The organism is Rhodococcus sp. P4_F3_2 (assembly GCF_056401335.1).
In genome coordinates, this window is sequence record NZ_JBFUJN010000001.1 from 187,121 (window position 1) to 201,116 (window position 13,996).

The 13,996-nt window shown below is 62.3% G+C and carries 12 protein-coding genes; 11 read left to right on the forward strand and 1 reads right to left on the reverse strand.

Annotated features, from left to right (window positions below; translation table 11 throughout):
• From AC1DWA_RS00900 to AC1DWA_RS00935, 8 genes are all read left to right on the forward strand, one after another.
• On the forward strand, positions 1 to 882 hold the full coding sequence (locus tag AC1DWA_RS00900) for a hypothetical protein (RefSeq protein WP_477845688.1): 882 nt from the start codon (positions 1 to 3) through the stop codon (positions 880 to 882).
• Between the two features lie 81 nt (positions 883 to 963).
• Entirely contained in the window at positions 964 to 2,646 is a 1,683-nt protein-coding gene (locus AC1DWA_RS00905; RefSeq protein ID WP_477845689.1) for an FAD-dependent oxidoreductase, read from the forward strand.
• A 216-nt stretch (positions 2,647 to 2,862) separates the two neighbouring features.
• Entirely contained in the window at positions 2,863 to 3,786 is a 924-nt protein-coding gene (locus AC1DWA_RS00910; RefSeq protein ID WP_019745219.1) for a L,D-transpeptidase, read from the forward strand.
• A gap of 74 nt (positions 3,787 to 3,860) precedes the next feature.
• Complete coding sequence (locus AC1DWA_RS00915; protein ID WP_019745218.1) at positions 3,861 to 4,835, forward strand: carbohydrate ABC transporter permease; 975 nt, start codon at positions 3,861 to 3,863, stop codon at positions 4,833 to 4,835.
• Positions 4,832 to 5,734, forward strand: a complete 903-nt coding sequence (locus AC1DWA_RS00920) for a carbohydrate ABC transporter permease (protein ID WP_097386916.1) — start codon at positions 4,832 to 4,834, stop codon at positions 5,732 to 5,734. The genes AC1DWA_RS00915 and AC1DWA_RS00920 overlap by 4 nt, the downstream gene beginning before the upstream one ends.
• Before the next feature lie 38 nt (positions 5,735 to 5,772).
• Complete coding sequence (locus tag AC1DWA_RS00925; RefSeq protein WP_003940485.1) at positions 5,773 to 7,104, forward strand: ABC transporter substrate-binding protein; 1,332 nt, start codon at positions 5,773 to 5,775, stop codon at positions 7,102 to 7,104.
• A 15-nt stretch (positions 7,105 to 7,119) separates the two neighbouring features.
• Complete coding sequence (locus AC1DWA_RS00930; protein WP_477845690.1) at positions 7,120 to 8,205, forward strand: ABC transporter ATP-binding protein; 1,086 nt, start codon at positions 7,120 to 7,122, stop codon at positions 8,203 to 8,205.
• A gap of 16 nt (positions 8,206 to 8,221) precedes the next feature.
• Positions 8,222 to 8,548, forward strand: a complete 327-nt coding sequence (locus AC1DWA_RS00935; RefSeq protein WP_060938023.1) for a YnfA family protein — start codon at positions 8,222 to 8,224, stop codon at positions 8,546 to 8,548.
• Between the two features lie 68 nt (positions 8,549 to 8,616).
• Here AC1DWA_RS00935 and AC1DWA_RS00940 read toward each other — a convergent pair whose 3' ends face one another.
• The gene (locus tag AC1DWA_RS00940; RefSeq protein ID WP_019745215.1) at positions 8,617 to 10,575 is read right to left on the reverse strand and encodes a M13 family metallopeptidase; all 1,959 of its coding nucleotides are present in this window, start codon (positions 10,573 to 10,575) and stop codon (positions 8,617 to 8,619) included.
• Between the two features lie 113 nt (positions 10,576 to 10,688).
• On the opposite strand from AC1DWA_RS00940, the gene AC1DWA_RS00945 reads away from it, so the two are divergent.
• The 3 genes from AC1DWA_RS00945 (at position 10,689) to AC1DWA_RS00955 (ending at position 13,985) form a co-directional block, all read left to right on the forward strand.
• Positions 10,689 to 11,138 (forward strand): helix-turn-helix transcriptional regulator, encoded by a 450-nt coding sequence (locus AC1DWA_RS00945; protein WP_019745214.1) that lies wholly within the window; start codon positions 10,689 to 10,691, stop codon positions 11,136 to 11,138.
• 5 nt (positions 11,139 to 11,143) lie between these two features.
• On the forward strand, positions 11,144 to 11,554 hold the full coding sequence (locus tag AC1DWA_RS00950) for a VOC family protein (protein WP_020909044.1): 411 nt from the start codon (positions 11,144 to 11,146) through the stop codon (positions 11,552 to 11,554).
• Positions 11,555 to 11,624: 70 nt separating this feature from the next.
• A complete protein-coding gene (locus AC1DWA_RS00955; RefSeq protein WP_477916434.1) occupies positions 11,625 to 13,985 on the forward strand; it encodes an ATP-binding cassette domain-containing protein in 2,361 nt (786 codons plus the stop codon).
• Positions 13,986 to 13,996: the final 11 nt, after the last annotated feature.

Below are 13,996 nucleotides of genomic sequence, written 5' to 3' on the forward strand. Positions count from 1 at the left end.
ATGAGTGTTGATCTCACGGCAGCCGTCGGGTTCATGGCGGGACATGCCAGGACTCTCGATCGGCATCGGCTGAATTTGATTCTCGGACAGGGTGACCGGGCCGCGGCTTGTTCGGCCGTGGACGGTTATCGCAACCCGGACGGTGGGTACGGCTGGGGACTCGAACCGGATCTTCGCTCGGCAACCAGCCAACCTGGCGGAGCGCTGCATGCCTTCGAAGCCTTTGCCGACATCGGAACGCCGACGCCCAGAGCGGTCGAACTGTGCGACTGGTTGCAGACCAATTCGCTGGCAGGCGGCGGTTTGCCCTTCGCCTTCCCGATTGCCGACCCAGCCGGGTGTGCGCCCTTCTGGGTGAGCGCGGACCCGTCGGCGCCGTCGTTGCAGATAACCAGCATCGTGTGTGCTGCAGCGGCTCGCGTTGCCGAATTCGACGAGGCCGTCGCCGAACATCCGTGGTTCGCCTCTGCCGTTCGATATTGCCTCGACGCGATCGACGGGGCGGATTCTCTGCATGCCCTCGAGTTGGCCTTTGCCTTGCAGTTCCTCGACGCGGTTCACCGGAACAGTCCCGAAGCGTCGTCGTTGGTGAGCACTCTTGGTTCGCGTATCCCGGCTGACGGCTTGGTTCACGTGGACGGGGGAGCCGAGGGCGAATTCATGCGGCCCCTCGATTTCTCACCGCTTCCTGGCGGTCCGACCCGCGCGTTGTTCGATGCAGCGGTGATCAACTCCGAACTGTCCGCGCTCGCTGCACGGCAACACGACGACGGCGGTTGGGCGGTGGATTTCGACAGCTATTCGCCCGCCGCGGCGTTGGAATGGCGAGGTCACGCCACCGTGCAGGCGGTATGGCAGCTGAAGCGCAATGGGGTGATCTGAAAACGATTCTCGCGCCAAATTGGAACACGTTATAGTCTGGGAATCAGTTCGTGCTTCGTGTTTCAGGGATAGGGGAATGTCATGGCGTATGTGATCACGCAGCCGTGCTGCAACGACGCCTCGTGTGTTGACGTGTGTCCGGTCAATTGCATTCACCCGACACCGGACGAAGCTCCGTTCGCGACCACCGAAATGCTCTACATCGATCCCGACACCTGCATCGATTGTGGTGCGTGTGTGGACGAGTGCCCGGTCGAGGCGATCTTCCCGGACAACGAACTCGACGAGGACGACGCGCCGTACCTGCAGATGAATGCGTCGTACTTCGAGAAGCATCCGATGGGCCCGGATTGGCCCGAGCCGATCACGATGGCCAAGATCGATCCCGAACTGGGAACGCTGAAAGTGGCGATCATCGGCTCCGGCCCCGCAGCCTGCTATGCGGCGATGGAACTGACCGGCAAGCCTCGCGTCGAGGTCGACATGTTCGATCGGCTTCCCACTCCCTACGGATTGGTGCGCGCCGGCGTGGCGCCGGATCATCCCGGAACCAAAGGCGTCACCGACCAGTTCCGCGCCGTGGTCGCGAAAAAGACCGTGCGCTGCCACTTCAACGTCGAGGTGGGTACCCACATCTCGCATTCGGAACTCTTGGACCATCACCACGCAGTGATCTACGCGGTCGGCGCTGCCGGGGATCGCAAGCTCGAGATCCCCGGCGAGGAACTGCCGGGAAGTCATGCTGCCACCGAGTTCGTCGCCTGGTACAACGGCCACCCGGGATATGCCGATCGGACTTTCGATCTGTCCGGCGAGCGAGCGGTGATCGTCGGAAACGGCAACGTCGCACTCGATGTCGCACGCATCCTGGTGACCGACCCTGACCAGCTGGCGAAGACGGACCTCGCCGAGCACGCATTGGAAGCGCTGCGTAACAGCAAGATTCGTGAGGTCGTCATTCTCGGCCGTCGCGGGCCGGCGCAGGCCGCGTACACCAATCCCGAACTGTTGGCCCTCGGACAGATGGCGAACGTGGACGTAGTCGTCGACCCGATCGAAGCCGAACTCGACGAGGCCAGTCAGGTGTTCGTGGACAGCGATGCCGCGGAGCCGTCCGTGCTGCTCAAGGTCAAGCAGGCGCAGGAATTTGCTTCCCGTACCGCAGATCCTTCCCGCAAGCGGATCGTTCTCCGGTTCCTCACCTCGCCCGTCGAGATCCTCGGTGACGACGCAGTCGCACAGGTGCGGATCGTGAAAAACGAATTGGTGGCAACGCCGACCGGTCAGCTCTCCGCCCGGCCTACCGAAACCGAGGAGACGATCGACACCTCCCTGGTGCTTCGGTCGGTCGGATACCGCGGCACACCGATGGCCGACTTGCCCTTCGACGACGCTCGCGGCGTGATCCCCAACGAGAACGGTCGCGTGATCGACACCGACACCGGCACGCCGATCCCGGGTGTCTACGTCGCGGGTTGGATCAAGCGCGGACCGACCGGCGTAATCGGCACCAACAAGTACTGCTCCGCCGAGACCGTGTCGATGATCTTCGACGACTTCGCTGGTGGGCGCCTCGCCACGCCGACCGAGGACGCTGACAAGTTGCAGGTTCTGCTGGCAGATCGGTCGCCGGATCAGGTGGACTACCAAGGTTGGCAGCGGATCGACAAGGCAGAACGAGCATCCGGTGCCGCCGCCGGTAGACCGCGAACCAAACTCATCTCCATCGAATCGATGTTGGCGGCTGCTCGCAGCGAGGGATAGCAACGATTGGGCGAACATCCGAATTGCTCGATTGCCGCATTTGTGTGTTAATGACTATGGAAATGTGCGGTTTGCTCTCTTTGGCGTGCTCGGGCGTGTAGGTGTGCGCCCGGCGGGCGCGTCCGGATGGTGCATCGGCATCGGTACCAGGCGGGTATCGATGCCGGCCGCGCAAAATCCACGTGAGTACGTGGTCATTCGAGCGAAGGTAGTGACATGGGCAGCAAACAGGGTCGTCGGACGTCACGGGTTGCCGTGGCAATCGTCGGAGCGGTGGCTGCCGGCCTGGCTCTCGCCGGACCTTCCGCGGCCGTTCCTCTCTTCCCCGGTGGACCGGACATTCCGTTGCCCGTCATTCCCGGCGTTCCGTACCTCGATCCGGCGATTCCGGTTCCGGGCATCCCGGGTACACCGATTCAGGCTCCCATCGGCGCTCCCAACTTCTCCGCGCCGTCGCTCAACCCGTCCGCGGGTGAGACAGTCGGCATCGCGCAGCCGATCATCATTCGTTTCAACGAGGCAGTCGGCGACCGTGCCACGGCCGAGCGCGCGATTCGCGTGACCACCGATCCTCCGGTCGATGGCAGCTTCTACTGGATCAACGACAGCCAGGTCCGTTGGAAGCCGGCACAGTTCTGGCCGGCGAACATCTCCGTGACCGTCGACGCCGGTGATTCGCACTCCACGTTCAACATCGGTGACGCACTCGTCACCGTCGCGGACGACAACACCAAGCAGGTCACCGTCACCCGCAACGGTGAGGTCGTGCGCACCATGCCGACGTCGTTCGGCAAGCCGGGGCACGAAACACCGAACGGCACGTACATCGTCGGCGAGCAGCTGCGCGACATGTACATGGATTCGTCCACGTACGGCGTTCCGATCGATTCTCCCGAGGGTTACCGCACCTACGTCGAGTACGCGACACGAATTTCCTACAGTGGCATCTTCGTCCATGCCGCTCCGTGGTCGGTAGCGCAACAAGGTTTCACCAACGTCAGCCACGGCTGCCTCAATGTCAGCACCGAGGACGCCAAGTGGTTCTTCGAGAACGCAGGCAAGGGTGACCCGGTGATCGTGCAGAACACCGCAGGTGGAGTCCTCAGCGGCGCCGACGGATTGGGTGACTGGAACCGCTAGACATCGACGAGGAAGGCCCTGCGCGAGAAGTATTCGCGCAGGGCCTTTTTCGTGTCGCGTTCAGCTCGAGTGTCTTGTACGTTCACCATTCATTCGTTGCGAGCGGTCAGACTGCCTCAGTGAGATCGAGTCCGGAAAGAACGCTGCCCACATCAGGCAAGCCAGGTCTGTGGGGCAGACCATGGCGTGATTACGCGCTCTTTGCGCTCTTGGTAGGTCCCAATCTCGCGTTGCTGATCTTGTTCACCTATCGCCCGCTGGTGGACAACATCCGACTTTCGTTCTTCGACTGGAACATTGCGGACCCGAAGGCGACGTTCATCGGGCTGAGCAACTACCGCGAGTGGTTCGGACGAAGCGACACCTGGCAGATTGTCACCAACACAGTGGTATTCACATTGGTCACAGTGGTGGGTTCGATGGTCATCGGTCTGGCGTTGGCCATGCTGCTCGATCGCAAGCTCGTCGGGCGAAACCTGGTCCGGTCGGCGATCTTCGCGCCGTTCGTGATCTCCGGTGCAGCGATCGGTGTCGCGTTTCAGTTCGTCTTCGACCCCAACTTCGGTCTGATCCAGGATCTCCTGCACCGCGTCGGACTCCAATCGCCCGACTTCTATCAGGACCCCCACTGGGCGCTGTTCATGGTGACGGTGACATACATGTGGAAGAACCTCGGCTACACGTTTGTCATCTACCTCGCTGCGTTGCAAGGAGTTCGGCAAGAATTGAACGAAGCAGCCGAAATCGACGGCGCCAAGCCGTGGACCAAGTTCCGCCGGGTTCTCCTACCTCAGTTGCGCCCGACGACGTTCTTCCTCTCCATCACCGTCATGCTCAACTCGCTCCAGGTCTTCGACATCATCAACGTCATGACCCGTGGTGGCCCGCTGGGTACAGGGACGACGACGATGGTCTACCAGGTGTACAACGAGACATTCCGAAACTTCCGGGCGGGCTACGGCGCGACGGTTGCCACCATCATGTTCTTGATCCTGCTGATCATCACCGTCTACCAGGTTCGTGCCATGGATCGGGGAGAAGAGAAATGACAGCGGTAGAGGAAAAGAAAAGCGCTGCTCCGACTTCCGTCGTCCGACCCGGGCCGGATCGCAAGAACGTGGACCGGCGTGAGGTCGGTGTGAAGATCCTCGGCTACGCGGCAATGGTGATCGCCTTGGTCATCATCGTCCTGCCGCTCTACTGGATCGTGATGACCTCGTTCAAGGAGCGTCCGGAGATCTACACGCAGCCTGCAACGTGGTGGCCGTCGTCGCTGCATCCCGAAAACTATTCCGAAGCAACGACATCGGTTCCGTTCTGGATGTTTCTGCGGAACTCGATAGTGATCACGACGATACTGTCCGCGGCGAAGTTCGTTCTGGGGACTCTCAGCGCCTATGGGCTGGTGTTCCTGCGCTTCCCGGGGAAGAACTTCGTCTTTCTCGGAATCATCGCCGCATTGATGGTTCCGAACCAGATCACCGTGATCTCGAACTACGCGCTCGTGGCAGAGTGGGGCTGGCGTAACACGTTCCAGGGCATCATAGTTCCGCTTGCGGGTGTAGCCTTCGGTACGTTCCTCATGCGCAACCATTTTCTCTCGATACCTTCGGAGATCATCGAGGCAGCGCGGATGGACGGCGCCGGCCACTGGCGGCTTCTCTGGCGCGTGGTGCTCCCCGTTTCCGGGCCCACGATGGTGGCGTTCGGCATCATCACGGTGGTCAACGAATGGAACGAGTACCTGTGGCCGTTCCTCATGTCCGACGATTCCTCGGTGGCGCCGCTGCCGATCGGATTGACCCAACTGCAGAACAACGACGGACTCACCAACTGGGGTCCCGTCATGGCAGGAACGGTACTGACGATGCTACCGATCCTGGTGATTTTCCTTCTGCTGCAACGACACATGATCAAAGGCCTCACCTCCGGTGCGGTCAAGGGCTGACAGCTTTTCCCGTCACATTTCTTTCTCGAGGAGCAGTAATGGCAAACATGAACAGGCGCGGATTTCTGAGCCTCGGCGGTGCAATCGCCGCCGGCGCAGCACTGACCGCATGCGCGGGATCCGGTGGTTCCAGCGCTGATGCTGCGGGAACATCCGGTGCGTCGGGTGATTCCAACACCATCACCTTCTGGTCGAACCACCCGGGTAAGTCCACCGATGTGGAGAAGGAACTGATCAACCGCTTCCAGACCAAGTACCCGGACTTGAAGGTCAACTTGGTGGACGGCGGCAAGAACTACGAAGAGGTGGCGCAGAAGTTCAACGCTGCTCTCTCCGGCGGAGATGTTCCCGATGTGGTTGTGCTGTCGGATGTCTGGTGGTTCAACTACGCACTTGCCGGGGCAATCGAGCCGCTCGACGGACTCTTCTCCGAGGTGGGCGTCGACTCGGCCGACTACGTCGACTCGTTGCTCGCCGACTACCTGTTCCAGGGCAAGCACTACGCACTTCCCTATGCGCGGTCGACGCCGTTGTTCTACTACAACAAGGCGGTCTGGTCGCAGGCCGGACTTCCCGACCGTGGGCCTGCAACGTGGCAGGAGTTCGACGAGTGGGGACCTGAGCTGCAGAAGGTCGTGGGCAACGGCAAGTTGGCACACGGGTGGGGCAACGCGAAGGATTACCTCGGCTGGACCTACGAAGGCCCCATCTGGACCTTCGGCGGATCGTACTCCGACCAGTGGAATTTGCAGCTCGACAACGAGAAGACCATTGCCGCAGGGCAGTTCCTCTCCAGCATGATTCACGACAAGAAGTACGCCGCGGTCTCCACTGACATCGCAAACGAATTCGGTACGGGCATCCTGGCGTCGACCATCGCGTCGACGGGTGACCTGTCCGGCATCAAGAAGACTGCCAACTTCGACTTCGGCACCGCGTTCCTCCCGGCGGTGGACGGAACTCCCGGTTGCCCCACCGGCGGCGCCGGACTTGCCATCCCGTCCAAGATCTCCGATCAGCGTAAGAAGAACGCACTCAAGTTCATCGACTTCATCACCAATGGTGAGAACACGGCGTACTTCTCGCAGAACGTCGGCTACATGCCGGTCCGCAAGTCGGCAACGTCGGAGCCGAGCATGAAGGCATTCCTCGACGCGAATCCGAACTCCCGTACCGCTGTGGATCAGCTTTCGCGTACGCGCTCGCAGGACTACGCACGCGTGTTCGTCCCGGGTGGCGATCAGATCATCGGCACCGGACTCGAGCAGATCGCTCTCCAGAAAGCCGACGTCGCATCGACATTCGCCGGCGTTGCCACCCAGTTGCAGCAGATCATCGACCGGCAGATCACCCCAAAGCTGCCGAAGTAGTAGGAGAGAACACTCATGGCCAACGTGCAATTCGCGGGAGTCACGCACCGCTACGAAGGAACCGATCGACCGGCAGTCGACCGTCTCGACCTCGACATCGCCGACGGTGAGTTCCTGGTACTCGTAGGGCCTTCCGGTTGCGGTAAGTCCACCAGCCTGCGAATGCTCGCCGGTCTCGAATCCGCGTCGGACGGCCGGATCGAGATCGGCGGCACGGACGTCACGCATCTCGCGCCGCGAGCACGTGACGTCGCCATGGTGTTTCAGAGTTACGCGCTGTACCCGAACATGACCGTCGAGCAGAACATGGGTTTTGCGCTCCAGAACGCGGGAGTGGGAAAGTCCGAACGGCGCGAGCGGGTACTCGAGGCAGCACGGATGCTTGAACTCGAACCGCTGCTCGGACGTAAACCGGCCAAGCTGTCCGGTGGGCAACGTCAGCGAGTTGCCATGGGTAGGGCCATCGTTCGCCATCCCAAGGTGTTCTGCTTGGATGAGCCGCTCAGCAATCTGGACGCCAAACTACGCGTGAGCACGCGGTCGCAGATCGCTGCCTTACAGCGTCGACTCGGCACCACGACGGTCTACGTCACCCACGATCAGGTCGAGGCGATGACGATGGGGGACCGAGTGGCGGTGATGCTGGACGGTCGTTTGCAACAGGTGGCGAAGCCGCGGGAACTTTACGACAACCCCGTCAACACCTTTGTGGCCGCCTTCATCGGATCGCCCGGCATGAACCTGATCGAAGCGCCGGTCGAGGGTACCGTCGCAGTGCTCGGTGACCTGCGGATTCCGCTGCCCACCGGGGCGTCCGAGCGGGAGCGGGTCGTCGTGGGAGTGCGCCCCGAGTCGTGGGATCTGGTGGGAGCGTGGCGAAAGGGCTCGCTGGCCGTGGATGCCGACCTGCTTGAAGAGTTGGGCGCCGAATCGTTCGTCTATGCAAAGGGTGCCCCGGATTCGCAGTGGCAGAGCCGATCCGGCCGAATCGTCATTCGCGTCGATCGGAAGATGTCGGTGGCACCGGGGGAGTCGCTTCATCTGCTGCCCAAGGCCGGCGAGGTGTACTTCTTTTCCGCGGAGACCGGGGTACGTCTGTAGCGATACTGTGTGCGGCATGACCGTCGCACGTTCGCTATTGCTGTTCGTACTCGCCGCGCTGCTCGAGATCGGGGGCGCGTGGTTGGTGTGGCAGGGAATTCGCGAGCACAAGGGCTGGATCTGGGTAGGGCTCGGCGTCATCTCGCTCGGTCTCTACGGTCTGGTCGCGACCATGCAAGCCGATGCGAACTTCGGGCGCATCCTCGCCGCGTACGGCGGGATCTTCGTAGCGGGTTCACTGCTGTGGGCGGTGGTGATGGACGGATTCCGCCCGGATCGTTTCGACATCGCCGGTGCGCTGATCTGTCTGGTCGGCGTCGGGGTGATCATGTACGCCCGGTAGGGCCTTCGGCCCCGTGCGCGCTCAGGGAGTCCAGGGGGTCCTTAAGCGCGCACAGGGGCTTGCCCTTGCTACCAGATCTTCACACGCTTCTCCGGCTCCAAATACAGTGCGTCACCGGGCTTGACGTCGAACTCCTCGTGGAACGTGTCGAGGTTGCGGACGACGCCGTTGCACCGGAACTCCGGCGGCGAGTGCGGGTCGACGGCCAGACGGCGAAGCGCTTCTGCCTCACGGGCCTTCGTGCGCCATACCTGCGCCCACCCGAAGAACACGCGCTGCAGACCGGTGAGTCCGTCGATGACCGGAGGTTCGGTACCTTCGGTCGCGATCTTGTACGCCGCGATCGCGATCGACAGCCCGCCGAGATCGCCGATGTTCTCGCCGATCGTGAATTCACCGTTGACGTGGTGGCCCGGCAGTTCCTTCGGCTCGAACTCGTTGTACTGCTCGATGAGAGCCTTTGTGCGCTTGCCGAATTCGCTACGATCCTCGTCGGTCCACCAGTCGACCATGTTGCCGTCGCCGTCGTACTTGGCACCCTGATCGTCGAAGCCGTGCCCGATCTCGTGGCCGATGACGGCGCCGATACCCCCGTAGTTGGCGGCATCGTCGGCTGCGGCGTCGAAGAACGGCGGCTGGAGAATGGCTGCGGGGAACACGATTTCGTTCATGCCCGGGTTGTAGTAGGCGTTGACGGTCTGCGGCGTCATGAACCACTCGTCACGGTCCACGGGGCCACCCAGCTTGGCCAGGTCACGGTCGTACTCGGCGGCGTATCCACGACGGTAGTTGCCCACCAGGTCGGTAGCCGAGATATCGAGACCGGCGTAGTCACGCCACTTGTCGGGGTAACCGATCTTCGGGGTGAACTTCTCGAGCTTGGCCAACGCGGCCTCACGAGTCTGCGGGCTCATCCACTCGAGGTCGGAGATGTTGCGGCGGTACGCCTCCTGCAGGTTGGCGACCAGTTCCAGCATGCGGGTCTTCGCCTCAGCGGGGAAGTGACGGTCGACGTAGAGCTTGCCGACGGCCTCGCCGAGCAGATCTTGCACCAGGCTGACTCCGCGCTTCCAGCGCTCACGGTTCTCTTCGGTACCCGAGAGCGTGGTTCCGTAGAAAGCGAAGGTCTCGTCGACCAGCGCCGAATGCAGGTAGGGGGAGCGAGCGTGCAGCACCTTCCACGCTGCCCATGCCTTCCAGTCGTCGAGTGACTCCGACGCCCAGAGTGCGGTGAAGGTGTGCAGGAAATCGGGCTGACGGACCACGATCTCGGCGAACTTCTCCGAATCGGCGCCGAGACCGGACAACCATGCCGCCCAGTCCAAACCGGGGTTCTGCTCGGTCAGTTCCTCGAAGCCCACGAGGTTGTAACTCAGATCTGCGTCACGACGCTTGACGACGTCCCAATGCCCGGCCGCGATCTTCTTCTCGAGTTCGAACACACGCTGTGCGTCGTAGCCGACGCCGGCGAGGGTGAACATCTTGTCGATGTGCGCGACGTACTTCTCGCGGATCTCCGCGTAGTTGTCCTCGCGGTAGTACGACTCGTCGGGCAGGCTGATTCCCGACTGGCTGAAGTGGATCAGGTACCGCTCGGAATTCTTGGCATCGGTGTCGACGTAATGCGAGATGGCACCGCCGACGCCGACGCGCTGGTGGCGTCCGATCACGGTGGCCAACGACGACCGGTCCGGCGCATCGGCGACGGCGTCCAGCTCGTCGTCGATGGGGCTGAGGCCCGCGGCCTCCACGGCGTCGGCGTCCATGAAGCTCGAGTACAGGTCGCCGATGCGCTGTGCATCGGTACCGGCGGCAGAGTTGGACTCCGCGGCTTCGGTGATGATGGTCTGTACGTCTTCTTCGGCCTTGTCGTAGAGCGTCCGGAAGGCCCCGTCGACTGCGCGGTCTGCCGGAATCTCGTATTCGGCGAGCCATTTTCCGTTGACGTGGACGAACAGATCGTCCTGCGCCCGTGTGTCGCCGTCGAGGTGGGTGAGGTCGATGCCTGAGCGATGAGCCGTGGTCATTTCTCCATCCTTACACGATCATGACGAACTGCTCGGTGTGTGCGTGATCGCTCCACACCCCAGTTCATCTCTTGTGCTGGGCAACGTCGGTACCGCATGGCACGATCGAATACGTGACCAGCAGACCTGCCGCAGATCCGCACCTGCAGGACCTCGCGCGACTACGACGCGTGCGTGACCGTATCGACCGGGAGTACGCGCGGCCTCTGGACGTGGAGGCGCTCGCGCGGGGAGTGAACATGTCTGCGGGACATCTCAGTCGCCAATTCCGTCAGGCGTACGGCGAACCGCCGTACGCATACCTGATGACCAGGCGAATCGAGCGTGCAATGGCGTTACTGCGCCGCGGAGACCTCAGTGTCACGGACGTCTGCTTCGAAGTCGGCTGCAGCTCTCTCGGCACTTTCAGCAGTAAGTTCACCGAATTGGTAGGGGTCCCGCCCAGCGTCTATCGGCGCGAGGCCGAACAGTCGACGGCCGGAATGCCGTCCTGTGTGTCCAAACAAGTCACCAGACCGATCAGGAATCGAGAAGCGCAGAACCCACAACCGCAATTAACGTGATCGCCATGGACATCACCATTCACTCGAGTTTCCTTCCGCAGGACGACCCTGACGCCGCCCTGAACTTCTACCGCGACACCCTCGGCTTCGAGGTGCGCAACGACGTCGGCTACGACGGGATGCGTTGGATCACGGTGGGGCCGCCCGGCCAGCCCGGCACCTCCATCGTGTTGCATCCGCCGGCCGTCGATCCCGGAATCACCGACGACGAGCGCCGCACCATCATCGAGATGATGGCCAAGGGCACGTACGGCGGACTTCTTCTGGCCACCAAAGATCTGGACGATACGTTCGAGCGGCTTCAGGCCGGCGACATCGACGTCGTCCAGGAACCGACCGAGCAGCCGTACGGCGTTCGCGATTGCGCCGTCCGCGACCCAGCGGGAAACCTGATCCGTATTCAAGAACTGCGCTGAGCCCGTCAACTGCGCTGAGCCCGTCAACTGCGCTGAGACCGTCGGCGATCGACTGACAGATGGAGACACGATGACTGCCCTGCACACTGCAGACAGCCACGATTTGATCCGCGTGCAAGGCGCGCGGGTGAACAATCTCGAAGACATCAGCGTCGAGATCCCGAAGCGGAGGCTGACGGTATTCACCGGCGTCTCCGGTTCGGGAAAGAGCTCGCTGGTGTTCAGTACGATCGCCGCGGAATCGCAGCGGATGATCAACGAGACCTATAGCGCTTTCGTTCAAGGATTCATGCCGACGCTCGCGCGGCCGGACGTCGATGTTCTCGACGGCCTGACCACCGCGATCATCGTCGATCAACAGCGGATGGGCGTCGACCCGCGCTCGACAGTCGGAACCGCCACCGACGCCAACGCGATGCTCCGTATCTTGTTCAGCCGTCTCGGAAAGCCTCACATCGGTTCGCCTCAGGCGTTTTCGTTCAACGTGGCCTCGATCTCCGGAGCAGGCGCGGTCACGATGGAACGCGGCGGACGTCAGACGAAAGAGCGTCGTAGCTTCAAGATCACCGGCGGCATGTGTCCGCGATGTGAGGGACGAGGGGCGGTCAACGATTTCGATCTGACCGCGTTGTACGACGACACCAAGTCGCTCAACGAGAGTGCGATCACGGTCCCCGGCTACAGCATGGAGGGTTGGTACGGCCGGATCTACCGCGGCTGCGGTTTCTTCGATCCCGACAAGCCGATCAAGAAGTACACCAAGAAGGAACTGAACGATCTGCTCTACAAAGAGCCGACCAAGATCAAGGTCGAAGGCATCAACCTGACGTACACGGGTCTGATTCCGCAGATTCAGAAGTCGTTCCTCGCCAAGGACGTCGACGCGATGCAGCCCCACATCCGGGCGTTCGTCGAGCGGGCGATCACGTTCACCACCTGCCCTGAATGTGACGGGACGCGACTGAGCGAGGGCGCGCGGTCGTCGAAGATCAAGGGCGTCAACATCGCCGACGCCTGCTCGATGCAGATCAGCGATCTCGCGGAATGGGTCAGCGGTCTGAAGGAACCATCGGTCGCGCCTTTGCTCACGACGCTCGGCGAAACGCTCGACTCCTTCGTGGAGATCGGACTCGGCTACCTCAGCCTCGACCGTCCGTCGGGAACGCTGTCCGGTGGTGAAGCTCAGCGCACCAAGATGATTCGGCACCTGGGTTCCTCGCTCACCGACATCACGTATGTATTCGACGAGCCCACTACCGGCCTGCATCCGCACGACATCGCGAGGATGAACGATCTTCTGCTGCGCCTGCGGGACAAGGGCAACACCGTGCTCGTTGTCGAGCACAAGCCGGAGACGATCGTGATCGCCGATCACATCGTCGACCTCGGGCCAGGCGCGGGTAGCGCCGGTGGAAACGTCTGCTTCGAGGGCACAGTCGATGGCTTGCGAGCCAGCGATACGGTCACCGGGCGTCACTTCGACGACCGGGCCGCCCTCAAGGAGACCGTGCGGGAGTCCACCGGAGCAATCGAGATTCGTGGAGCGAACTCACACAACCTCCAAGATGTAGATGTCGAGGTACCGCTCGGTGTACTGGTCGTGGTGACTGGTGTGGCCGGATCGGGTAAGAGTTCGCTGATCCACGGCTCGCTCGCGAAACGCGAGGACGTGGTGTCGGTCGATCAGAGTGCGATCCGCGGCTCGCGTCGGAGCAACCCGGCAACGTATACCGGGCTGCTCGACCCGATCCGCAAGGCATTCGCGAAGGCCAACGGCGTGAAGCCGGCGCTCTTCAGTGCCAACTCCGAAGGCGCCTGCCCGACGTGCAACGGCAACGGCGTCATCTACAGCGACCTGGCGATGATGGCCGGCGTTGCCACTCTCTGCGAGGAGTGCGAAGGCAAGCGCTTCCAGGCGGAAGTTCTCGAATACAAATTCGGTGGCAAGGACATCAACGAGGTTCTCACGATGTCGGTGGCCGAGGCCGAGGAGTTCTTCGGCGACGGTGAGGCGAAGACGCTCGCTGCGCACAAGATCCTCGTCCGACTGGTCGACGTGGGGCTCGGGTACCTCACGATCGGCCAGCCGTTGACGACGCTGTCGGGCGGTGAGCGTCAGCGCATCAAGCTGGCGACGCACCTCGGCGAGAAGGGTGGCGTGTACGTCCTCGACGAGCCGACCACCGGACTGCACCTGGCCGACGTCGAGCAGTTGCTCGGCCTGCTCGATCGACTCGTCGATTCCGGTAAGTCCGTCATCGTCATCGAGCACCACCAGGCCGTGATGGCGCACGCCGACTGGATCATCGACCTCGGCCCTGGAGCCGGTCACGACGGCGGTCGGATCGTCTTCGAAGGCACTCCCGAGGAGCTCGTCGCCGACGGCTCCACCCTCACCGGAAAGCACCTCGCGGCATACGTCGGCGGCTGACCTGGCTCCTA

What these genes read in the sequence shown, in the direction of transcription:
- AC1DWA_RS00955 (WP_477916434.1), top strand. Translation starts at nt 11,625, where the DNA reads ATGACTGCCCTGCACACTGCAGACAGCCACGATTTGATCCGCGTGCAA.
- AC1DWA_RS00910 (WP_019745219.1), top strand. Translation starts at nt 2,863, where the DNA reads ATGGGCAGCAAACAGGGTCGTCGGACGTCACGGGTTGCCGTGGCAATC.
- AC1DWA_RS00935 (WP_060938023.1), top strand. Translation starts at nt 8,222, where the DNA reads ATGACCGTCGCACGTTCGCTATTGCTGTTCGTACTCGCCGCGCTGCTC.
- AC1DWA_RS00900 (WP_477845688.1), top strand. Translation starts at nt 1, where the DNA reads ATGAGTGTTGATCTCACGGCAGCCGTCGGGTTCATGGCGGGACATGCC.
- AC1DWA_RS00950 (WP_020909044.1), top strand. Translation starts at nt 11,144, where the DNA reads ATGGACATCACCATTCACTCGAGTTTCCTTCCGCAGGACGACCCTGAC.
- AC1DWA_RS00920 (WP_097386916.1), top strand. Translation starts at nt 4,832, where the DNA reads ATGACAGCGGTAGAGGAAAAGAAAAGCGCTGCTCCGACTTCCGTCGTC.
- AC1DWA_RS00925 (WP_003940485.1), top strand. Translation starts at nt 5,773, where the DNA reads ATGGCAAACATGAACAGGCGCGGATTTCTGAGCCTCGGCGGTGCAATC.
- AC1DWA_RS00930 (WP_477845690.1), top strand. Translation starts at nt 7,120, where the DNA reads ATGGCCAACGTGCAATTCGCGGGAGTCACGCACCGCTACGAAGGAACC.
- AC1DWA_RS00905 (WP_477845689.1), top strand. Translation starts at nt 964, where the DNA reads ATGGCGTATGTGATCACGCAGCCGTGCTGCAACGACGCCTCGTGTGTT.
- AC1DWA_RS00940 (WP_019745215.1), bottom strand. Translation starts at nt 10,575, where the DNA reads ATGACCACGGCTCATCGCTCAGGCATCGACCTCACCCACCTCGACGGC.